This window comes from Pseudovibrio ascidiaceicola, from assembly GCF_900114245.1.
Taxonomy (GTDB): domain Bacteria; phylum Pseudomonadota; class Alphaproteobacteria; order Rhizobiales; family Stappiaceae; genus Pseudovibrio; species Pseudovibrio ascidiaceicola.
Genome location: NZ_FOSK01000005.1, coordinates 320,322 through 342,777, shown reverse-complemented (window position 1 = coordinate 342,777; position 22,456 = coordinate 320,322). Strand labels below are relative to the sequence as shown.

Sequence of the window (22,456 nt, the reverse complement as noted above, 5' to 3'; positions counted from 1 at the left end):
CCTTCGGTTAAACGATGAAAATAAAATTCTCGCCAAATATAGAAAAGCTAAATTAAATTCATCTATAAAAAGAGCAACACAGAAAAAGCTGACAGTTCATTTTTTCATAAAATTCAACATAACCAAACTGACCACTTATTTAGAAGAAACGAAATCTCCTCCCCAATATTGAATGATATCAAAATATCTGTTGATGCGTTCTTTTTTGAAAGTACATTCGCGTCTAGGTTATATATGGAACTTTAAGTTTAAATACAGGCATCACAATTCTAGATGCTAACCCCTGTTTGAGTGAGTTTTGCTGCGTGTTGGAAATTGTAGGTCTATCAGTTCGTGTACCCGGAGCTTCCAACAAAGAAGCACTATGGCATCTGCTGAAATCAGGACAGAACAGCATTTCCGAAATTCCTTCTGATCGCTGGTCACACTTCAGATATCTGCATCCACGTACTTCAGAGGCAGGCAAGGCATATACTTTTAAAGCAGGTGTTCTCGACAATCTATGGGACTTTGATCCCACCGCTTTTGGCATTTCTCCGCGAGAAGCCGAGCAAATGGATCCTCAGCAACGTATCTTATTACAGCTCACTTGGGAAGCGATTGAAGACGCAGGCATCTCACCAGACACCATAGCCGGTGATCATGTAGGCGTCTATGTTGGGGCATCTGCGCTGGATTATGCCAACGAAAGCCTGTTCGATCCTAATGTAGCGACCGGTCACTTTATGACTGGCAATACACTTTCTATTATTTCAAACCGCCTTTCTTACATTTTCGACCTTAAAGGCCCAAGTTTTACTGTCGACACCGCTTGTTCGTCTTCTCTGGTTGCACTCCACGAAGCTTACCGTGCGTTAAACTCTGGCAGAATTGACTGCGCCATCGTCGCAGGTGTCAACGTACTTGCCAGCCCATTTCCCTTCGTAGGCTTCGCACAGGCAACTATGCTGTCTCCAGATGGGCAGTGCAAAGCCTTTGACGCGAATGGGAATGGTTATGTTCGCTCTGAAGGCGGCGTTGCACTTGTCATAAAAAGGAAAGATGCTCCACGCTGGAAAGGGCAGCGGTCTCATGCTGATATTGTTGCAGTCGACGTAAATTCAGATGGTCGTACCGTAGGCATGTCGCTTCCATCAGATGTAGAACAGGCAAACCTTCTCGATCGTGTCTACAAGGCACATGGAATCGACCCTAATCAGCTTGCATTTGTCGAAGCGCATGGCACCGGAACCCGTGTCGGCGATCCAGCAGAAGCCGGGTCAATCGGTCGTACTATTGCGCAGAAACGACGCGCACCGCTCCCAATTGGCTCAGTCAAAACCAATGTAGGTCATCTGGAACCAGCTTCAGGACTTGTCGGTCTGGCGAAGTCAGTACTAGCGCTTCAGAATGACCATTTCCCGGCAAGTCTTCACTTTAACGAACCGAACCCAGATATCGACTTCGACGCACTTAACATTCAAGTCGCAAGCGAAGGTGTGGAGCTGCCACGTGGGGAGAACCCAAGGTTTGCCGGGGTGAACTCATTTGGCTTTGGCGGAACGAATGCACACGTCATCCTCAAAGACCCAGAAATCAAGACAGATAATGTCGCACAACTCACTCAGCCGAAGGTCGCAAGCTCATTGTTCTTATCAGCGCCAACAAAGGAAGCGCTGGTTGAGCTTGCAAGCGGTTATGCGCGTGATGGGGTTCTGACAGAGCAAAGCAAACTGAAGATTTGTGCAGCAGCTTTTCATCGCAAACGAATTTTTCCGGAAAAAGCAGTGTTTTCTGGCACTGATGTTGAAGCTCTTAAAACGACCTTGTCTGACTTTGCATCTGGTCAGAAAAATGCAAACGTCATTTACTCCAATAAAGCAACAAGTCTGGGCAAGTGCGCCTTCGCGTTTTCTGGTAACGGGGCGCAATGGGCTGGAATGGGCCGAGACGCCTATGCTGCAAACCAAACCTTCAAAGTTGCTTTTGAGAAGGTTGATGAGCTCTTCACAAACCTTTCTGGTTGGTCCCTAAAAACCGAACTGTTCAGTGAGACACTTGAAGATGCTCTTAAAAAGACGAGCATTGCGCAGCCACTGTTGTTCGCAGTCCAGATTGCTCTTTGTCAGGCCCTTGAAGATTACGCATTAAAACCAGACATGGTTCTGGGTCACAGTATCGGCGAAGTTGCAGCAGCACATGTCGCGGGTGCTCTCACGTTGGACGCTGCTGTAGCGCTGGTCTATCACCGGTCAGCAGAACAGGAAGTCGTTGCAGGCCATGGGACCATGGCAGCGCTCGTCCTCCCCGCTGATGAAGCCCGACAGCTTGTCTCTAAAAGTGGATTTGACTCCCTTGAAGTCGCGGCAGAGAACAGTCCGAAATCTGTCAGCCTATCTGGCACAAAAGAAGACGTTGACGGGTTTGCAAAGTTTGCACGGGCCAATCATGTCGCCTTCAGAAAAGTTGCGCTGAATTACCCATTTCACAGCCAGCTTATTGAGCCCGTTGAGCATCCATTCCGTAACGCTGTCGGGACTGTGACCGCGACATCTACGCAGGTTCCATTTATTTCTACGGTTTCCGGCGCAATCTCAGATGGCAAGGATCTCAATGCGGACTATTGGTGGCGGAATCTTCGCAAGCCAGTATTGTTCTCCAAGGCCGTTGCGACAGCCCTTGATCTTGGTGCTGAAACGATTATTGAGATTGGTCCAAAGCCAATTCTGCAGAGCTACTTACGCCAGGTTGCTGCCGAAAAAGGCGGGAAAGGATCTGTTCTTTCCAGCCTTTCGAACGAACAACTTGGTGGGACAGATCCTGTTATCAACCTCGTCGCTCGTGCATTTATTGCTGGCATCAATGTTGATACGGATAAACTCTTTGGAAAGAACCCGGATGAGCTGGTTAATCTGGTCCCACTCCCATGGCAGAATAAAAGCTTCCGCTTTGAGAATAGCGACGAAGCCAATATGGGCATATTCAGGGGTGGAGATCATCCGCTTTTAGGTTGGCGTCCGAACGCTACCTATAACGTTTGGACCACTCATCTGGACCGCTTTACAGTTCCATTCTTGGAAGATCATGTCATCAACGGACAAATGATTTTTCCCGGCGCAGGCTATGTTGAAATGGCTCTTGCTGCCGGTTCCACTCTTTATGGAAGTAACGCAGTAGAGCTGCGGTCTATGGATATTTTGCAGGCACTCGTATTAAGCGACGAATATCTGACCGAAGTTCAAACCGAAATCTCTGAGGAAACAGGGACTGTTAAAATTTCCAGCCGTATGCGGCTGAGTGGGGATGATTGGACGCTGCATGCCGTAGGCAGAGTTGCAAAACTGGAAACTCCTGCACCAAACATTCAACTCAACTTTGAATCAGCGCAACTCATCAACACAGGTGAGGAGATTTACACGGCGGCACTCACATACGGACTTGAATTTGGGCCACGTTTCCAACGCACTCAAAACGTCTCTCAGGTAGATGCGGGTACATTTATCGTCCACCTGTCTGCACTTGAAGATGACGAGCAGGTTTCATCCTTCGGCATTCATCCAGCTGAACTTGATGGATGTTTCCATGGCCTGCTCTCCCTGTTCAGAGAGACAACATCCCAAAACAGTCGCCCAAAAGCCTATGTTCCAATTTTCTTTGATAAGGTTCGCCAGTATCAAACAGGCACATCTCCAGCATATGTTCGAATTCAGGTAAAGCGTGCCTCTGAACTCTCTATTTTGGCAGATTTCCAGATTTTCGATGAAGATGACAACGTCATTATTGCGATTTCCGGAGGCCGCTTCCGTGCAACCGAACTGGGTCGTAAAGATAACCCGTCTGACCTGATCTATCGCGTCGAAGCAGAACTGCAGCGGAACCCTGCAACCACAGTTGCTAAACTCAACCATAGCTTCCCGGCAATTGAAGACTACGTTGCTGAAAAGTTCCGTACTGTTGAAGATGAAGCTGAGCGTGAAGCGTATTTGCTACTCAATGCGGCAGCTCAACGAACAGCATTTGATATTATCTCAAAGTTTGCGGATGGCGAACAGACTGTTTCTGTTGAGGACTTACCAAATAATCATCGTCGGTATTTCGTCACTCTTTTGACGATCCTTCAGGAAGCCGGGGCCGCGACAGAATGTGGGATAAACCGCTTTGAATTGAACAGCGATTTTGAGCTTCCTGATTTCGATCTGCTGGTTGAGAGTGTACTGGAAGAAAGCCCGCAAGATATCGCTGCTGCAACCATTCTTGCAACCACACGCAAATTCGTTCTCGATAGCCTTGACCATGATAGTTTTCAGGACAACGGTTTCGAACATTCCAGTGCGATGCTCGAGCAATACTGGTACTCCTCTCCGGAAGCACAAATACGCAGCCAAAGCATCTCTGAATGGCTCAGAACCGCGCTTGGAAACTGGGACACAGACACACCGCTTCATGTACTGGATCTAAGCGGCTCAGGGCTGAATCTGGCAAAAGATATTCAGCAGATACTGCCTAGCCAAGTAACAAAGGTTTCGATCGCTGACAGCAATCACAAAAGCGCCGCGCGTTTGTCTGCCAGTGTTCTGGATGAGCCAAACATCGCTGTATTTGATACGAGCAATCTGGACAGTAACCACACTTGGGATGCCGCGTTAGAACAGGGACCATTCGATGTAATTGTATCATCCGGTCTTCTTCACGAAGCATGTCAGAGCGAGGCAAACCTTTTCGAAAAGCTCGGACAATCACTGACAGAAGGCGGTCAGTTCCTTGCGATGGAGCCACTTTCAGATGTTTTCCATGATGTTGCTTTTGGTTTGTCTGAAGACTGGTTTGCCGGCTCAATTTCCGACGAGTATCCAGTCGGTCCGCTGAAAACAAGCAATGACTGGCTGGATCAGTTTACCTCAACATCATTTAATGCTCCAATCGCAATTGAGGCACTCAAAGAAGGTGCATCAATTGTTTTGCTGAATGCGACTGCAAAACCTGTAGACGTAAGTCAGCAGCTTGATCCAACGGCCGATTTGCCTGAGAGCAAGGCTATGGTCATTCTGGCGGGTAATTCTAAGCTGGAACAGGAAATTGCGCAGGCCATTCAGAATGATGAACGCTTGTCCTCCTGCAACATCAAGGTTCTGGATGCGGATAGTGACCAGTTCGACCTCAATGAAGCGAATGGCTGGAAGTCCGCTCTTGCAGGTTCTGCCTTCCTTGATGCTGAGCTGAAGACCATCATTCACTTGTATGGTCTGGCCGAGGCAGGTGACGCACCTGTCGACCAGGTCATGAAGCGCTGTGCAACTTGTGTTGGCCTCGTAAAGGCTTATCCGGGCTTAGCTGGTCAACTCGCACTTGTTGCTCCAGGCGGCAGCGGTCATAACGCTGAGCAAGAAGCACCAGCCCAGAGTGCCGCATGGACTTTTGCACGTGTTCTTGGCAATGAAGCTCCTGAACTGACACCACTTGCCCTTGATGTTTGCATCGACAAAGGCGCCCAAGGCGTTGCCTCTGACATTTTGGAGGCTGTTTTCTACCAGAACATGGAGAATGAACTCCATCAGCCGCAAAAGAGCCGAGTGGTTTCGCGTGTTAAATCCGGGTTTGGCCAATCCACCTGGAAACCTGCAGAGAATGTTGAGCTGAACTTCTCAGAGGCAGGTTCCCTCAACCATTTAAACTGGCGTGGGCAGCAACGTATTGAGCCCTCTGAGGACCATGTTGAGATTAAAGTCGCCGCGACTGGTTTGAACTTCCGTGATGTTATGTGGACTTTGGGCATGCTTCCAGAAGAAGCGCTTGAAGATGGCTATGGTGGACCAAATCTCGGCTTGGAAATTTCAGGTACTGTTACACGTGTTGGCAAGAATGCCGGTGATCTGGCAGTTGGTGACAAAGTGGTTGCATTTACGTCTGGTGGATACTCTTCCTATGTAACCTGTCCAAAGTTTGCAGTGGCGAAACTTGACCAAAGTCAGGATCTTGTCTCTGCTGCGACTTACCCAGTTGCATTCCTGACCGCTTATTACTCGCTCATCCATCTTGGTGAACTCAAAGAAGATCAGTGGGTCCTTATCCACGGGGGCGCAGGTGGCGTTGGCCTTGCTGCACTGCAAATTGCAAAGCATATCGGCGCAAGAGTCATTGCAACCGCCGGGTCTGAAGAAAAACGAGAGATCCTCCGCCTGCTCGGCGCTGATCACATTCTTGATTCCCGCAGTTTGCAGTTCCCAGACAAAGTCATGGAACTCACCGATGGAAAAGGCGTACATTCAGTCTTGAACTCTCTTGCTGGCGAAGCGATGGAAGCAAGCATCAACATTGTACGCCCGTTTGGCCGCTTCCTTGAGCTTGGCAAACGAGACTATTATGCCAACACCAAGATCGGTTTGCGTCCGTTCCGTCGCAATGTTTCTTACTTCGGTATCGATCTGGATCAGATCCTGCTGCATGATAGTGATCTGGCACGCAAGCTCATTGAAGATGTCTTTGAGCTGATTAAGGACGGCACTTTCACACCATTGCCTCACCGCGTGTTTGAAGGGCGTAATGTGCAGGATGCCTTCCGGCTCATGCAACGGTCCGGACACATCGGCAAGATCCTGATTACCCCGCCAAAGCCTGAGGAAGTGAAGGTTCCGCAGGAACGCACCTCTCTCAAGTTCGCTCAGGATGGTCATCATGTGGTGATCGGTGGTCTTGGTGGCTTTGGCTTGGAAATCTGCCGCTGGTTGGCTGACAATGGTGCACGGCGCATTACACTGACAAGCCGGTCTGCAAAGGTGAGCGAGCAACACGAAAAGCTTTTTGAGGCCTTGGCAGAAAAAGGCGTAACTGTCTCCGCGGTGAGCTGCGATGTCACGGATAGAACAGCTGTTCACGGCTTGCTGAGCGAACTGCGCCAGTCCGCACCACTCAAGAGCATCACCCATGCTGCGATGGTGTTGGATGATGGCATTATCCAACAACTGGATGAAAAACGGTTCCGTAAAGTTCTGGAACCAAAAATTCAGGGCGCTAGTCTGCTGGATGAGTTAACCCGCCAGGACGAGCTGGACCAGTTTATCCTGTTTTCCTCAGCAACTACTCTCATCGGGAACCCAGGTCAATCTCATTACGTAGCCGCCAACGGATATCTTGAAGGACTTGCAAGAGCCCGACGGAAAGCTGGCAAGCCAGCAATTGCTGTCGGCTGGGGTGCAATCGGCGATGTGGGTTTCCTTGCCAGAAATGCTGAGGTCTCCGATAAACTGTCCAGGCATCTGGGCGAGGCAACCATTAAAGCTCGTGAAGGTCTGGATATCCTCAAGCTTGCCATGGAGCAGGATGATGGGTCTGCGCCAGGCGCTGTGGTTCATATTGGCCGTTTTGCATGGGCGGCAGCTCACCAGTCTCTATCATTGCTGAGCAAGCCTCTCTTCCGCGAAATCGTGGGACGAAGTGATACGGATGGAGACAGCGACGGTTCTACCGATATTCTGTCTCTCATTGAGGGCAAGTCGGATACAGAGGCCAAAGAGATTGTCGCTCATATCCTTGCCGGTGAAATTGGACGCATCCTCCGCCTTCCGGCAGAAGACATCTCTCATCAACGCCCACTTGCGGAGTTTGGAATGGATTCCTTGATGGGTCTGGAACTCAGAATGGGAATTCAAAAACGCTTCAATCTGGAGATTCCGCTGGTATCTATCTCAGGCGGAACGTGTTTGGATGACTTTGCTGCACAGATCCTACAAAAACTTCGCAAACGCGAGGGTGGAGAGGCTTCTGCTGAGGAGGGATCTCACAGCGTTCTTGCCAGCCAACACCTTTCCGATGATCTGGATGACGCTCAAAAATCAACTGTTCGCGAAATCCTCGATACTCATCAGGACAAAACTGCAAGACTTTTGAATTAATGGCCAAATCAGACAAGAAAAAACTAAGCAAAGATGATCGATTGAATGCTTTGAGCGCTGTCAGGCGCTCAAAGTCTGCGCTTCCAAAGCAAAAGGCTACAAAACCTCAAGCTGCTGAAGCAATCGCTCCCAAATTTGCAGACCTTCCGGGGTTTAAGGAAATTCGCCTTCAGAAGGCAGCAGCTGATCTGTTGCAGATCAACAATCCTTTTTTCCGTGCCCATGACGCACGTGCTGGGGCAACGACGCTGATTGACGGAGAAACTTATCTTAATTTCTCCTCCTACGATTATCTGGGTCTGAATGGGCACGAGAAGGTTCAGGAAGCTGCCAAAACAGCTGTCGACCACTATGGCATTTCAGCCAGTGCCAGCCGGGTTGTTGCTGGCGAGCGCGTGATTCATACTGAGCTGGAAGAGCTCATTGCTCGGATGCACGGCGTTGAAAGTTCTGTCGCTTTTGTCAGTGGCCATGCAACCAACGTCACCAGCATCGGCCAACTGATGCAGCCGGATGACTTGATCATTCACGACAGCTACATTCACAACAGCATCGTCACGGGAGCAAAGCTCTCCGGTGCTGTTCGCCAGTCCTTCCCTCATAACAATTTTGAGGCTCTGGAAAACATTCTGGAGCTCCGCGCCCATAAACATCCACGTACACTGATCGTGGTTGAAGGCGTTTACTCGATGGACGGAGACTATCCGGATCTTCCACGTCTGATTGAGATTAAAAAGAAATACGGTGCCTGGCTCATGGTCGATGAGGCGCACTCTATCGGCATTCTCGGAGAGACAGGCCGCGGCCTCGCCGAGCATTTTCAGGTTGACCCAAGAGATGTCGATATCTGGATGGGCACGTTTTCCAAAACATTGGCAGGGTGCGGCGGTTACATCGCAGGCTGTAGTGATTTGGTTGACTACCTCAAACTCACAGCTTCTGGCTTCGTGTTCAGTGTTGGTATTGCGCCCCCAATCGCAGCTGCGGTTTGTGAGGCCATCCGTTTGATGGAAGCAGAGCCTCACCGGGTACAGGCAGCACAGTCAAACGGGCAATATTTCCTTGAAAAGGCTCAGACCGCAGGTCTTGATACTGGTGTCAGTCAAGGCTGCGCGGTTGTCCCGATCATGATGGGCGACTCTTTGAAGGCAACTGTTTTGGCTGCGCGCCTGCTTGATCGTGGGCTCAATGTATTGCCAATTATCTATCCGGCAGTTCCAGAAAAATCAGCTCGTCTGCGCTTCTTCATCACCTCAGAACATACAGAAGAGCAACTGGATCAGGCGATCGAGCTGGTGAATGATGAAATAGCGAATTACGATAGTAATCCTATTTCAATTCAACAAGTTATGTCAGCCTAGTAAACAAGACGAATAAATCAGCGCTGATAATTGAAGCGCTGATTTGCCAACCGACGCAATTTCCACGGCAGCAGTTTCCCAATACGAATACTCAGAGCCAGCTGCCACGGGAACGCATAAAATGCCTTTTTCCGTGCAACTGCTTTTTTGATTGAAGCAGCAGCTTGCTCGGCTGTGTATTCATAAGGGCGCCAGCTTCTGAACTGATCGGCCATCGGCGTCAGAATATATCCCGGACAGATCACGGATACCGACACCCCCCACTTATAAAGGTGGTCCCGCATCGCTTCACCATACGCGATCACCCCCGCTTTTGAGGCCCCATAGGCAGGCCCATCAGATATCGGCTGCATTCCTGCCAAGGAGCTGATCAATGCAATTCGACCGCTTTTGCGCTGCTGCATATATGGTGCGACCGCTGTCAAAACATTGACAGCTCCCCCAAGATTCGTCGCAATCTGAGCATGTGCTGTCTCTGCCGTCTCGACGGCCCCATCAACCTCATGTGACCCCGTGATACCTGCATTAGAGATGACTAAATCCAGCGGAGTCTGTTGCTCCAACTCCTGAACCCAACTTTGAAGAGCCACCGCATCGCAAACATCAAGCGCTTTCCAGAACACCTGGCTCCCGCCTCGCTCAACCTCACGCACAGTCTCAAGCAACCGCTCCTCATTTCTCCCTGTAAGACAGAGAGTTACGCCTTCACCCGCGTAGGAAACAGCCAAAGCTCTTCCAAGACCGGAGCTTGCACCAGTGATGAGAATCGATCTAGCGATGGACATAAAAAAGGGGCTCCAAACAACACGAATTTCATTCGTTTTGGCAAACAGATAGTTAACGCGCAACTAAGTTTTCTAAGCACTCACACAGAGTATGACTTTCTCCAGAGAAAACAACAGGCCGTTGAACTTGTTTCGGACACTAAATTTGAATTCTATCTCAGATTGAGATATTAATCCCTCTATTAAGGCTGGATATTTTTGTCGTGCGTATTTTTGATCCGGCAGCAAAGTGGATAGAAGTTTTATGAAATTATTTCCCAATTCGACCCAGTTACGGTCGATCCAAGGATCTTCAGGTTTTTCTAAATCCCTCGCTGTCATTGCTCCCATTTTAGGCATTTTGTCCGGCTGCGCTGCATTGCCTTCTGCTGGTCCTGTATCTTCAGAAATCCAAGCGGCATCTTCTGAACGACGCACAGAACCTTTTGACTACCATCTAATCGATCTCGACGATTCGGTTGTATCAGTGCTTTCAGCTTATCAACCAAACGGGTTGTCAAAAGTCTTCACGGGTGGGAAATGGGCGCCAAAGCATATCGTTGGCGTTGGCGATACTGTTTCAGTCGTCGTCTGGGAACAAGGCAATGATCGGCTATTTACACCGAATGGACAAGCCGGGGGTGTCGAACTAGGCCCATTTATGGTGAACCAAAGTGGTGCAATTACAATACCATATGTAGGTAAGGTAAATGCACGCGGAAAATCTGTCGAGCGGCTACAAGAAGCGCTCCAGGTTGCGCTTGACCGCAAAGCAACCAATCCTCAAGTCATTGTTACACTGAAGCAAAATGCTAGCAGCTTGGTCACCGTGAATGGCGCAGTAAAGAAGCCTGGCCAATATCCATTAGATCTAAGCGGGAAACGCTTACTTGATGTGGTGGCAAACGCAGGCGGCAACGCTTCACCTGCGACTGAGAGCTACGTATCTATTTCACGCAACGGACGCCAAGCAAAGCAATTGCTCAGCACGGTTTTCCAGAGCAACGAGGAAAATGTTTATGTCCGTCCGGGAGATAGAATTTTCGTAACGCACGACCCTCAAACCTTCACAGCATTTGGTGCAGTCCCGAAAGTAGGAGAATATCCTATCCAGGCGTCGAATGTTTCACTCGTTGAAGCATTGGGTCGTATCGGCGGACTAGATCAGAACGCAGCAAATTCTCAGGGCCTCTTTGTCTTCCGTTATGAAGATCCTCAAGTGATCTCTCAACTCAAGTCTGAGTATGCTGGAGCAAGTTCAGGCAAGGTTCCTGTGATTTACCGCTTGAATATGAGAGATGCACGTTCCTACTTCAAAGGCCAACTTTTCTCTCTCCGTGATAAGGACGTAGTCTATGTTTCTAGCGCTTACGGCGCCGAGCTTAACAAGTTCATCAGAATCTTAAGCGGTACGTTAGCCATCGGTAAAACAGCAAGCACCTTCTAAATTTGAGGTTATCTGAACACATAAACGATCTAGCTATTGTTATGGAGCCAAAATGCACTTCTCAATTCGGCTAGCCGTGATATGATTCGATCAAACTTTGCTGTTTTCATTTTAAAAAGTTTGGCGCACGCTTCACGCGACGATTAGTTAACGATTAAAAAGGTGATGAACCGGCATGGAAAAAGGGACAACGGCAAAAGTTGCAGAAATCCGTCCTGCACCGCCGAAGGCTTCCAGCAACAAGTTACCTTCACAAGATTTAAATGCTACAAAAGCAGCAGTGCCTGCACCAAAGCCGAAGTCTCCTCTCAAAAAAGTCGCATCAGTTGTTGCGCTTCCAATTGAGAAGAAATGGCAGGAAGCAGACACAAGTGCAAAAAACCTTTTCAACCTGCGTGGTTTAAGACCTCAGCAGTTAAGACGAAAAATTCTGGCTCTTTCATTCGCACTTATGGTTCTTCTTCCGAGCCTTCTTGGAGCGACATATTTCCTATTAATTGCATCGGATCGTTATTCGTCGACAATTGGCTTCTCAGTGCGCGGAATGGACGGCTCATCTGCTGGGGGAGACTTCTTAGGAGCTTTAACTGGTTTAGCCAGCGTGGGTACCACAACCACTGACTCCTTTATCCTGATGGATTATCTGGAAGGTCGAGAAGTCGTTGAGCGTCTGTCCAAAGACGAAGGTATATTGAGTCATCTCAGCGAGGATAGTGTCGATTTCATCTATCGCCTTGATCAAAGTATGCCAATTGAAGAACTCGTCGAATATTGGCAGTCAATGATTACCACGAGCTTCGACAATACATCGAGTATCATCGAAGTAGAGGTCCAAGCATTTTCGCCAGAAATGACTGAACGTATTGCATCGCGTGTTCTCTCATACGGCTCTGAGCTTGTGAATACTCTTTCTCAAAACGCGCGCCGTGACGCCGTAAAATTTGCAGAAGAAGAAGTCCGTCGTGCGGAGTTGAGATTGAAAATGATACGTATGCGCATGAAGAATTTTCGTAGCGCAGAAAGTTCCATTGATCCGACCAAAAACGCTGAAGTACAAATTGAACTCATAGCAGGTCTCGAAAAGCAACTTCTGGACACAAGGTCACGTTTAGCCACACTTGTTGGGACAATCGACGAAAGCTCGCCAACAATCCGGCAGTTACGGAAGCAAGAAGAAGTTTTAATCAAGCAAATTTTGAACAAACGCGACGAAATCAGCGGAAGAAACCCAACGCCACTGCAGCAAGCAACTGAAGGGGCGGATCGCCTGTCTTCATTGTCTGCATTGTTAGCGAATTACGAAGAGTTAGTTGTAGAGCAGGAGTTTGCCCAACAGGCGTATACTGCTGCGCTTGCTGGCTTAGAGCGTTCTCGAGCTGAAGCAGATCGCCAACAAAGATATCTCGCTGTTTTCAAACCGCCTTCAAAGCCACAAGAAGCAATTTATCCAAGACGCTTGATCAATTCACTCATTCTATTTCTTGGGTTACTCGCCATCTGGGCACTTGTTACTGTTATAGCTTACTCAATCCGCGACCACTTGAAATAGTTTAGAGAGCATGGACGGCGTTATCACTACACAAGCACGGGTTATCGCTGCGTTAGTCCTTCGTGAAACAAGAACAGCGTTCGGCGATACTCAATTGGGGTATCTTTGGGCGATTGTTAATCCAGCTCTCAGCACGCTTGTTCTGGTGCTTATATTTTCAAGTATCGGAAAATCTCCAGCTTTTGGAACCAGCTTCGCGCTCTTCTTCGCGACAGGCATTTTGCCATTTCAAACATACTCAAAGCTCTCAAGCTCTCTCATGACAGCGATAAACGCAAGCCGTGGCCTACTGAGCTATCCACTTGTGAACGAAACTGATATTCTTATCTCTAAATACATCTTAATTGTGCTGACGTATCTCATGATTATTATTGTGTTTTTCACGATGATAATTTGGGGTGATGATGCGTCAACGCCGGTGCGGATTGAGCAGTGTGCGACGGCATTTTTGGTACTTAGCTTCCTTGGGCTGGGAGCAGGGACAACGAATGCTGTATTATTCAGACTTTGGCCAACCTGGAAGCAGTTAGAATCTATAATAAGTAAGCCACTTTTCTTTCTTTCTGGCATTTTTTATGTACCAAGTGACTTTCCAACCCATGTCGTTAAGTTGCTCGCGTGGAACCCTATTCTTCACGGAATAGAGTGGTTTCGAGAAGGCTACTATGGAAACTACGACAGTGTTGTTTTGAGTAAATCCTATCTTCTCACTTGCACTATAGTTCTTCTTTTATTTGGCTTGTTCGGAGAACGATTATATCGAAAGAAGTCAATCTAATGATAGAATTTCTAGATGTGCGGAAAACATACCGTCTTAAAGGTGTGACCAAGACCATATTAAGAGGCATCACCACACGTTTTCCTAGTGGGAGAAATGTTGGTATCCTTGGACATAATGGAGCTGGTAAGTCTACATTCATGCGCCTGATTGCGGGAGCGGAATTGCCTGATAGTGGTCGAATAAAACGCAATGTTAAAGTGTCCTGGCCACTTGGTTTCGGCGGCGGGTTTTCCGGGAATATGACTGGTATTGAAAACGTCCGTTTCGTTGCACGTATGTATGGTGAAGATACCGAACGGATGGTCGACTTCGTGGAAGAGTTTTCCGAGCTTGGACCGTCTATGACACTTCCGATACGGACATACTCAAGCGGAATGAAGGCACGTTTGGCGTTTGGTGTCAGTATGGCTGTGAATTTTGAATGTTATTTAATTGATGAAATTACAGCTGTGGGAGATGCGCGATTTAAGCGTAAGTGTGATGAGGTTTTTGAGACCAAACTTAAGCACGCGAACATCATTATGATCTCGCACTCCGAAGCCACGATCAAGAAACTCTGCGACTCAGCATGCCTGCTGCATGAAGGTGAGTTGACAATGTATGACTCTGTCGATGAAGCGCTTGCTCAGCATCGGGAAAATCAGCTTAAGTAGCTGAGTGATAGGCGCTATGACAGTTCGATCAGTTCTTATTTTACAGTCACATCCTTCTGCCTTTTGTCGGGCGCTTGTTGAAGAGTTTGAAGCCCATAACGTCAAGTATACCATTGTTAATTTTTCGCTCAGTGATTGGTATTTTCGCGTTGGGTTGGGTGCGCAAGCCTATTGGGGGCGGTTGAAGAACTGGCAAAGTAGGCTGGAGCGGTTGATTGATGAGAATGGCATCACGGACATTCTCTATTATGCAGATCGGCGGCCATACCATCGGATTGCGCATGATGTGGCGATGCAGCGGGGCATAAACACGTTTGCCTATGAATTTGGTTATATGCGTCCGGATTGGATTACCCTGGAGCGTGGTGGCATGGGGGTGTATTCGCACTTCCCGAATGACCCGGCAAAGATAAAACAAAGCGCAGCTAACTTACCAGAACTGAAACCAACCAGCCATTTTCCGCATGCGTTTTTGCAGGAAGCGACCAATGAAGTCATCTGCAACCTGATTCCAATCTTCTTCCCGTACCTGTTTCCGTTTTACCAGCGAGACCGCTACTATCATCCGTTGCGAGATTATTTCAGCTACATTCCACGTCTGATGCGCCAGAAACGGCTTGGACAAGAAGCGGACGAGGCGGTCAACACGCTAATCCAGGAGCAGGCCGAGTATTTTGTCGTCCCCATGCAGATGCAGGGCGATTATCAAATCAGGCACCACTCGCACTACAAGCACCTGTCGGGCTTCATTCGCGAGCTTTACAGTACGTTTTCCCAAAGTGCCTCAGCTGAGAGCAAGCTGGTGTTCAAACTGCACCCGTTTGACAACAACGTTGAGAACTGGCCGAAGGTCATTCGCGAAATTGCGGCAGAGTTCGGTTGCTTGGAGCGCACAATCATTATTGATGGTGGCAATCTAAATCAGTTGCTCAGGCACTCGCGCGGGTGCGTGCTGGTGAACAGCACGGTCGGCATGGAAGCGCTGAAGAGCGGTGTACCGGTGAAAGCCATGGGTATTGCTGTCTATGATATTGCCGGATTGACGGACCAGCGTTCTCTGGACGACTTTTGGAGGGAACCAGCTCTACCCGATGCTGACCTTTATCACGATCTGGAAAAGCTTATGGGGCATACCATTCAAGTGCATGGAAGCTTTTTCAATTCCGAAGGTCGCAAGATCGCGGCGCAAGAGTTTGTAAAGCGCATTCTGGAGGATGGCGTCAACGGACATGGTGCGTTTGTTGAAACGCCGCCGCGTCTGGAACAAGCGAAGGCTGCCGGCGTTCCTATCCCGGCAAATTGTTACTGGAGTGACAAATGACTTCAGAAAACAAGCGCTGCATTTTGCTACTGCAAGGTCCACTTTCCAAATACTATGCCCGTACCGCACACCACTTGGAAGAGCTGGGCGCAAAGACGCTTAAGGTGCATTTTTGCGGCAGCGACGTCCATGATTGGGAGCAGACAGAAACCATCCACTTTTCTGAGCCTGCTGAGAACTGGGCACTTTTTCTGGAAGCCCTGATTGTTGCGCATGGGGTCACGGATATCCTGCTTCATGGAGATCGGCGCTACTACCACAAAGTCGCCATCGGCGTTGCAAAACGGTTGGACGTCACCATCATTGCGACCGAGCTTGGCTATTTGCGTCCGGATTGGATGACTGTCGAGTATGGCGGCTGTTCTGCGCTTTCGCATTTCCCGCAGAACAAGCAGGAACTAATGGAGTTGGATACACAACAGGCGGAAGATACTTCCGCTGTGCTTTATCCTGGCAGCTATAAGCAGATTGTGCTGCAAGAGCTCGGTTTCACGCTTTATAACGCAGTTCATGCCCGTAAGTTTCCTCATTACCACAACCATCGCACAGAATCTCGTGTGCAGGTTTATGGCGGCTGGCTTAAAGCACGCCTACAGGCCAAAACTCGGAAGCAAGAGGCAGATGTCATTTGGGATCAGTTGCAGCAAAGCGGCACACCTTATTATCTCTTTGCCTTGCAGCTGAACGGGGATTTTCAGATCCGGGATCATTCTCCCTTTGCCAGCATCTATGAGGCAATTGAGAAGGTCATCGCCTCCTTTGCTAAGAATGCGCCTGAAAAGACACTGCTGCTGTTCAAGAGCCATCCACTGGAATATCGCTTCAAGGAATTGTCGCGAGCGATTGTTCAGGCCAGCCGTAAGCATGGTGTTGAGGAACGCACGCAGCTTATTCACGGGCAGACGATCAAAGCGCTTGCTGAACCATCCCTCGGGATGCTGACCATCAACAGTTCAGCAGGCATTGAGGCTCTTGAATATGGTGTGCCAACCTGCTGCATTTTGCCAACGATTTACGACATGGAAGGTCTGACGCATCAGGGCGACTGGGAGACATTTTGGCACTCAGCAACACCGCCGGAGCCAGATGTGTACCGTAAGTTTATTGATGCGCTAAAAACCACCATTCAGGTACGCGGATCACTATACAATGCAGCTGGTCTCGAAGCTGCAGCAAAGGGGACAGCAGAAAAGATCCTCTCCACCTCCTACGCAGAGCAACGCCTGAAACGAGTTGAACCGCCAAGGATGGAAAAAGCACGGAAAATGGGCGTTACCTACGACTACTTTATGTAGTTGACGACCACTTTATGCAATTGGGGAGTATGCATGCAGATCTGTCTTGTTTCCAACGCCAGCGTTTACACTGACGCTGCTTTACATTCATTGCTGGCGTATCCAGAAATCCAGATCTGTGGTCTTGTGAAGTGCACGGCGGTGGCGGGCAAGCGCAACGACTGGCGCGCATATAAGGACCTTTTTCTCCGTTCAGGTCCGCTTTATGCGGGGTATCTGGGCGCTGTAACAAAGCCAGCTTACCGGATGCCACATGTCCCCAAATGGAAGAGCATGCGGACCTGGGCTCGCAGCCTGCAATGTCCTGTTCTACCGACAAATGACGCCAGCGCGCCTCAGACCCTCGACTTTATCGAGTGCTGCAAGCCGGATTTGATCCTCACGGTTCATCTGGGGCAAATTTTAAATGCGGCATTTTACGAGCGTTTTGCTGACAAGACATACAACATTCATCCCGGTAAACTGCCGATCTACAAAGGGCCGGATCCGGTCTTTCATGCGATCTTAGAAAATGAGCAGGCTTTCACCCTCAGTCTGCATGAGAGCATTCAGAAAATTGACGCTGGCAAGGTGCTGGCAGAAACGACTGTGGTGCCGGAAAAGAGAACCCTTTTCCGCACCAATCTGGACCTTTTCCGAAAGACAGGGAAGCTCGTGGCCTCCCATTTTCTCGGCAAGAACGACTGCCCGCCGGCGCCGGATGACCGGGCTCCGCGGTATCGCAGCTGGCCCAGCAATGGTGATGTTCTGAGGTTTCTGGCCCGCGGCAACAGACTTTAATTCTCCAGCCGTGCGAACAAGGCATTAGTCCGCGCGCGCAGCCACTTCCTCTGAGGTCTCAGGTTCAGGCCCGGTTTCCTTCTCAGCCGCACGGATACGTTGGCGAGATAGCGAGAACAGGCCAGCACCCACCACGATGATCGCACCGAGAATGGTACTCCAGATTGGCAGGTCGGAGAACACGAGGAATCCGATCGGGATCGACCAGACCAGCTGAAGGTAGTTGAACGGCTGAATGTCGCTTGCCTGCGCCAGCGAAAGTGCCTTCATCAGCAGGAAGTGTGCGGACGTGCCCGTTGCGCAAATGCCAAGCAGCAGCGCCCATTCCACTTCATCAAACGCCATCATGTGTTGAGAGCCGATGATGGTGGAGAGAACTGTACCCACGATGCCAACATAAAGGAAAGACGTGAGCGCGCTGTCATCCTGGCTCGCAACCCGCGTAAACAGCTGGTACAGCGCGAAGCTGACCGAGGCAGCCAGCGCCACTACAGCGCCCCAACCACCGATATTGCCATCCGGCTGCAGCATCACCAGTAAGCCCGCCATACCGCAAAACATTGCCAGAATGCGGCGCCAGCCAACCGTCTCACCAAGGAAGAGAGCCGCAAGCCCTGTCACGATCAACGGATGAGCTTGAAAAATTGCGGTCACATCGGCCAGTCCAAGCATGCTGAAGGCGAAAGTGATCAGGCAAATTTCAGCAAACAGCAGAAGGCCGCGAACAATCTGAAGCACCGGACGTTTGGTGCGCACCACATTATAGAGCCCTTGTTCGCTGATCATGGCCCAGCCAACCGCAATCACCAGCAACACCCAGAAGCGAACCATCATGATGAACCAGACCGGATGGTCTGACACGAGCTGCTTGGTGATCGCATCCTGCATCGCAAAGATCAGCGTAGACAGGATCGTAAGCGCGATACCCATGTTTCGCTTGCTGAGGAACTGAGCCATTTTTTGTCCTTGTTAGCAGCACAAATCCGCTTACCGAGGCGAACCAGAAAGCGAATGCAAAGGGAGGAAATGTGCTGAAAAGAATTCTTGGATGCCAATCGACATCAATAATGCACGTATACGGTGATGCATCACAAAGCAAATGCAAAAAGCAAGGGACACTCCTTTTTGCATCACAGTTAGGTCAGGTAACCTGCTTTTCGAATGGCGGGCTCAGCAGCCCTCCGTCACTTCCTGAAGTTCGACAGGCTCATCACATACTTTTACAAGCTTCGACAGCAGGGCGATCACCAAGGGAAAGACCAGCGAGCTGATAACAACGGCAAGCGCGAAGGCAACAGAAAATGACTTGAACCACAGCGCCATAAAGTTTTCGACAAACCCGAGGTTCAGCACCAGCATGGCAAAAGACATCAAAATGCTCATGAAGAACGAAATACTGATACGCAACAGGTAGCCATAGGTTCGTGGGGAAACATTCATGCACTTATCTCTTTTTTATTTGAGGTCAAACTATATGAAATCAAGTCAAACTGTCAAGATGTCGTAGTGCATGGCAGTTATGCAGCGCCGGAGTTTTATCCTCTCACCAAAACCACCAGTAATTGCATTGTATTTTCAATATGATCCGAAGTTAATTTCAGCGAATTATTAAAGCCACGGAGACTACACTCGCGGATCGGGTCATTTCCCGCGAGGACCCTCGATGTGACCATCATGATGCAATCGAGTCAGGCTCTATGGATACAAACAACAGCTTATATCGCCCTCCGGCACCTCACCCATACACTGAAGGCACGGGGGACTTTGACGGCGTTGAAACAAACCTCCTTAAACACCTCCCAGAAGAACTTTACAAAGCAGATATCGTTGACATTTCCACGTCAGAGCAACCCAACTTCCTGATCAACGACCCAGACCTCATCTCCGTTATTTTTGAAGAGAAACCCGAGATCTTCGTTAAAGCTGAGGGGATGATTGAGTTGCTGCGCCCGTTGCTGGGCGATCATCCGATTGTGACGAGCAACAACCGGTGTGTGGACCAGCGAGATATGATCCGTCCCATCGGCACCATGCGCACCCAGCAGGTCAACTTTGAGCACATCCAGAATTCAATCAATCGGTTCGGGGACTATTGCGAAGAAATTCAAAATGAAAACCGGGTGATAGACTTGTCTTTGCTGCTCAGACGCCTGAATGCAGACATCGCTTACAGAATGTTGTTTTCAAATGAGCTGCCCACAGATGTGTTCAACGAGATCAATTCCCATGCCCGTGATTTCGAGACCCGCATCTCGCAGGTGATCCGTGAGACCGCAGAGCAAGGCGTAGCCTGGCAATTGCCCAAGTTACCGCAAACGGCCATGTATGCAGCCCAGCAATTGCGTTATCTGGTCAGTATGCTCATTGATGGCAACATCCAGCACAACAGCTTTTCCCATCACAGCTTCTTGCATAAGTTCCTCATCGCCCGCTCCCCAGAAACCAACATCCCCTTCACCCGCAAGCAAATCGTAGACCACGTCGCCACTATTCTGAACAGTCAGGAGTTGGCCGCTGCAGCTTTGATGTGGGCGTTTTTCGTTCTATCTCAATGTCCTGAGGCCAAACAAAAGATCCGCGAAGAGGTCTGCAAAGTGGGTGGGCATGATGACATCCAGTTTGAACAGCTTTCACGCCTCAGATACACCCGCAATGTCTTCCGCGAGATCCTACGGCTTTACCCGCCTATTCCGCACCTGACCCGTCGCGCCAGCAGACCAATCAAGCTGGGCAAACTAGCCTTGGAAGAAGGCGCACAAATTACTGTGTCTCCATGGATTGTGCATCGACATCAGCAATACTGGTTCAACCCGGACCGTTTTGATCCTGAACGCTACATGCGCAAAGACCAGCACATCATCATGAAGAGCTTCCTGCCCTTTGGTCGTGGCCTGCGCATGTGCACCGGGGCCAGCTCTGCCATTCTTCAGGGAACGCTCATTCTGGCCAGCCTCGTCAAAAAATTCGACATCGAAATCCTCAACGCCGACAAGGTGGAGCCAGAAGGCGTCCTGTTCCTTGCACCAACACGCCCCATCGTCTGCAAAGTCACGCCACTACGGAGTTAAGCCACATTTCAATATCATATCCGCTCGACGCCAGTCCTCAATCGGTGCTAGTGCATTGATCTGCTGATTTGGACCGACATGTGAGGGTGGTTATGTCTGTTGAGTTGAAGCCGATGACATTGGCCGATGTGCCTGTGCTGACAAACTTGTTTCAGCTCTACCTCTATGACATGTCCAAATACATGCACTGGCCGGTTTCTGCAGCGGGTGGGTTTGAGTTTGATGAGAACATCGTGCTTGCTTACTTCCACGAGGCGGGCCACCATCCCTATTTCATAATGCAGGCTGGTGAGATCGCAGGTTTTGCGCTGGTGCGACAGTATCCTTATGACGCCACGCTGATCGACATGGGCCAATTCTTCGTGCTTGGAAAGTTCACACGACTAGGATTGGGACAAGAGGCCCTGAAAGAATGCCTGAAGCTGCATCCGGGAGACTGGCAAGTTCGCGTGCTGCCCAAGAATACTGGAGCATTGGCATTCTGGACAAAGACAATCTCCGAGCTGACCAACGCAACCCACAGGACCTGTTCTGGCGACTATCAAGGAACAGAGATGACCTTCCTCCACTTCTCCAGCCAAAACGCTCTTGCCTCAAGCACGTAGCGAACGACAGACTGCTATCACCTGATCAGGTTCAATGATGCACGAAGAGCAAGTCAGCGAGGTAGGGCTTCCGTGTAGATCAGAACGACAACTGGTGTTGATATTCCAATGACAACCCAATCTTCGTCTTGACGTGATGTCCCTAAGATCTCGTTATATTGGCCTTTAAAACCCGAACACGGGGCTTACTTTGAAAATTCAGTCACTATGGCACTACCCGATCAAGTCACTGCTTGGAGAAGCGCTTAATAAACTCGACCTTAATGAAAGAGGTGTGGTTGGCGATAGGCATTTCGCGATTGCTGATGACCAAGGAAAATTTGGAAGTGGCAAGAACACGCGGCGTTTCAGACGTATTGACAACCTGTTATCATTGCGTGCTGTGTCCGATGATGGAGTTGTGTCAATTGGTTTTCCAGATGGGTGTCTCGTTGATGTTAATTCGGAAAAGATCAATCATGATCTCTCTGAATTTCTTGGACAACCAGTTACAGTCGTCCCAGAGCGAAGCATTCCACATTTTGACGATGGTCCGGTGCACTTGTTGCTTTCATCGGAAGTAGCAAGATTACAAAACCTTACTCCAAGCGCCCAAATTGACGAGCGCCGTTTCCGACCAAATATCATCTTAGATGCCCCGCAGCATATGACTGATGACGACTTAGTTGGCAGGATATTGAAAATAGGCGATGTACAGCTGGAAGTGACACATAAAACAGAGCGCTGCAGGATGGTAACCATCGCACAAGATGATCTGAAATTCGAGCCAGACATATTGAGACCGATTGCACGCGACTTCGATGTTAAGTTTGGCGTCTATGCTAAGGTTGTCCAGTCTGGTCCAGTTGCTGTCGGACAAAAGGTGCGCGTCACATAGCCCAACAGCGCACAAACTTCTGATTAGCCTAACCTGCGAGTTTTTGCTAGATGAAGCCAACAACAAGTATTTGATAATGAATGGAGA

The 22,456-nt window shown here is 49.3% G+C and carries 15 protein-coding genes; 12 read left to right on the top strand and 3 right to left on the bottom strand.

Annotated elements, in window-relative coordinates:
* Window positions 1-305 precede the first annotated feature (305 nt).
* Window positions 306-7,868, top strand: a complete 7,563-nt coding sequence (locus BM231_RS11955; protein WP_093519613.1) for a type I polyketide synthase — start codon at window positions 306-308, stop codon at window positions 7,866-7,868.
* Window positions 7,868-9,229, top strand: a complete 1,362-nt coding sequence (locus tag BM231_RS11950; protein WP_093519611.1) for an aminotransferase class I/II-fold pyridoxal phosphate-dependent enzyme — start codon at window positions 7,868-7,870, stop codon at window positions 9,227-9,229. The genes BM231_RS11955 and BM231_RS11950 overlap by 1 nt, the downstream gene beginning before the upstream one ends.
* A 17-nt stretch (window positions 9,230-9,246) precedes the next feature.
* Here BM231_RS11950 and BM231_RS11945 read toward each other — a convergent pair whose 3' ends face one another.
* Window positions 9,247-10,014, bottom strand: coding sequence for an SDR family NAD(P)-dependent oxidoreductase (locus BM231_RS11945; RefSeq protein ID WP_093519750.1), 768 nt, complete (start codon window positions 10,012-10,014; stop codon window positions 9,247-9,249).
* 244 nt (window positions 10,015-10,258) lie between these two features.
* Between BM231_RS11945 and BM231_RS11940 the strand changes: the two genes are divergently transcribed.
* From BM231_RS11940 to BM231_RS11910, 7 genes are all read left to right on the top strand, one after another.
* Complete coding sequence (locus BM231_RS11940; protein WP_093519609.1) at window positions 10,259-11,440, top strand: polysaccharide biosynthesis/export family protein; 1,182 nt, start codon at window positions 10,259-10,261, stop codon at window positions 11,438-11,440.
* Window positions 11,441-11,615: 175 nt separating this feature from the next.
* Entirely contained in the window at window positions 11,616-12,989 is a 1,374-nt protein-coding gene (locus tag BM231_RS11935) for a KpsE/RkpR family capsule polysaccharide export protein (protein ID WP_093519607.1), read from the top strand.
* Window positions 12,990-12,999: 10 nt separating this feature from the next.
* Window positions 13,000-13,767 carry an ABC transporter permease gene (locus BM231_RS11930; protein ID WP_063310520.1) on the top strand — a complete coding sequence of 256 codons (768 nt, stop codon included), beginning with the start codon at window positions 13,000-13,002 and terminating at the stop codon, window positions 13,765-13,767.
* The gene (locus BM231_RS11925) at window positions 13,767-14,423 is read left to right on the top strand and encodes an ABC transporter ATP-binding protein (protein ID WP_063310521.1); all 657 of its coding nucleotides are present in this window, start codon (window positions 13,767-13,769) and stop codon (window positions 14,421-14,423) included. The genes BM231_RS11930 and BM231_RS11925 overlap by 1 nt, the downstream gene beginning before the upstream one ends.
* A gap of 16 nt (window positions 14,424-14,439) precedes the next feature.
* A complete protein-coding gene (locus tag BM231_RS11920) occupies window positions 14,440-15,744 on the top strand; it encodes a capsule biosynthesis protein (protein ID WP_093519605.1) in 1,305 nt (434 codons plus the stop codon).
* A complete protein-coding gene (locus tag BM231_RS11915; RefSeq protein WP_093519603.1) occupies window positions 15,741-17,039 on the top strand; it encodes a capsular biosynthesis protein in 1,299 nt (432 codons plus the stop codon). The genes BM231_RS11920 and BM231_RS11915 overlap by 4 nt, the downstream gene beginning before the upstream one ends.
* 33 nt (window positions 17,040-17,072) lie before the next feature.
* A complete protein-coding gene (locus BM231_RS11910; RefSeq protein ID WP_093519601.1) occupies window positions 17,073-17,819 on the top strand; it encodes a formyltransferase family protein in 747 nt (248 codons plus the stop codon).
* Between the two features lie 24 nt (window positions 17,820-17,843).
* On the opposite strand, the gene BM231_RS11905 is transcribed toward BM231_RS11910, so the two are convergent.
* Window positions 17,844-18,776, bottom strand: a complete 933-nt coding sequence (locus BM231_RS11905; RefSeq protein ID WP_093519599.1) for a DMT family transporter — start codon at window positions 18,774-18,776, stop codon at window positions 17,844-17,846.
* A 213-nt stretch (window positions 18,777-18,989) separates the two neighbouring features.
* Entirely contained in the window at window positions 18,990-19,259 is a 270-nt protein-coding gene (locus BM231_RS11900) for a DUF2798 domain-containing protein (RefSeq protein ID WP_093519597.1), read from the bottom strand.
* Window positions 19,260-19,516: 257 nt separating this feature from the next.
* Between BM231_RS11900 and BM231_RS11895 the strand changes: the two genes are divergently transcribed.
* The 3 genes from BM231_RS11895 (at window position 19,517) to BM231_RS11885 (ending at window position 22,369) form a co-directional block, all read left to right on the top strand.
* Window positions 19,517-20,887, top strand: a complete 1,371-nt coding sequence (locus BM231_RS11895; RefSeq protein WP_093519595.1) for a cytochrome P450 — start codon at window positions 19,517-19,519, stop codon at window positions 20,885-20,887.
* 92 nt (window positions 20,888-20,979) lie between these two features.
* Window positions 20,980-21,492 (top strand): GNAT family N-acetyltransferase, encoded by a 513-nt coding sequence (locus BM231_RS11890; protein WP_093519593.1) that lies wholly within the window; start codon window positions 20,980-20,982, stop codon window positions 21,490-21,492.
* 190 nt (window positions 21,493-21,682) lie between these two features.
* Entirely contained in the window at window positions 21,683-22,369 is a 687-nt protein-coding gene (locus BM231_RS11885) for an MOSC domain-containing protein (protein WP_093519591.1), read from the top strand.
* Window positions 22,370-22,456 lie beyond the last annotated feature (87 nt).

Coding starts and splice junctions, on each gene's coding strand:
- BM231_RS11950 (WP_093519611.1), top strand. CDS start 7,868: ATGGCCAAATCAGACAAGAAAAAACTAAGCAAAGATGATCGATTGAAT.
- BM231_RS11945 (WP_093519750.1), bottom strand. CDS start 10,014: ATGTCCATCGCTAGATCGATTCTCATCACTGGTGCAAGCTCCGGTCTT.
- BM231_RS11940 (WP_093519609.1), top strand. CDS start 10,259: ATGAAATTATTTCCCAATTCGACCCAGTTACGGTCGATCCAAGGATCT.
- BM231_RS11935 (WP_093519607.1), top strand. CDS start 11,616: ATGGAAAAAGGGACAACGGCAAAAGTTGCAGAAATCCGTCCTGCACCG.
- BM231_RS11930 (WP_063310520.1), top strand. CDS start 13,000: ATGGACGGCGTTATCACTACACAAGCACGGGTTATCGCTGCGTTAGTC.
- BM231_RS11925 (WP_063310521.1), top strand. CDS start 13,767: ATGATAGAATTTCTAGATGTGCGGAAAACATACCGTCTTAAAGGTGTG.
- BM231_RS11920 (WP_093519605.1), top strand. CDS start 14,440: ATGACAGTTCGATCAGTTCTTATTTTACAGTCACATCCTTCTGCCTTT.
- BM231_RS11915 (WP_093519603.1), top strand. CDS start 15,741: ATGACTTCAGAAAACAAGCGCTGCATTTTGCTACTGCAAGGTCCACTT.
- BM231_RS11910 (WP_093519601.1), top strand. CDS start 17,073: ATGCAGATCTGTCTTGTTTCCAACGCCAGCGTTTACACTGACGCTGCT.
- BM231_RS11905 (WP_093519599.1), bottom strand. CDS start 18,776: ATGGCTCAGTTCCTCAGCAAGCGAAACATGGGTATCGCGCTTACGATC.
- BM231_RS11900 (WP_093519597.1), bottom strand. CDS start 19,259: ATGAATGTTTCCCCACGAACCTATGGCTACCTGTTGCGTATCAGTATT.
- BM231_RS11895 (WP_093519595.1), top strand. CDS start 19,517: ATGGATACAAACAACAGCTTATATCGCCCTCCGGCACCTCACCCATAC.
- BM231_RS11890 (WP_093519593.1), top strand. CDS start 20,980: ATGTCTGTTGAGTTGAAGCCGATGACATTGGCCGATGTGCCTGTGCTG.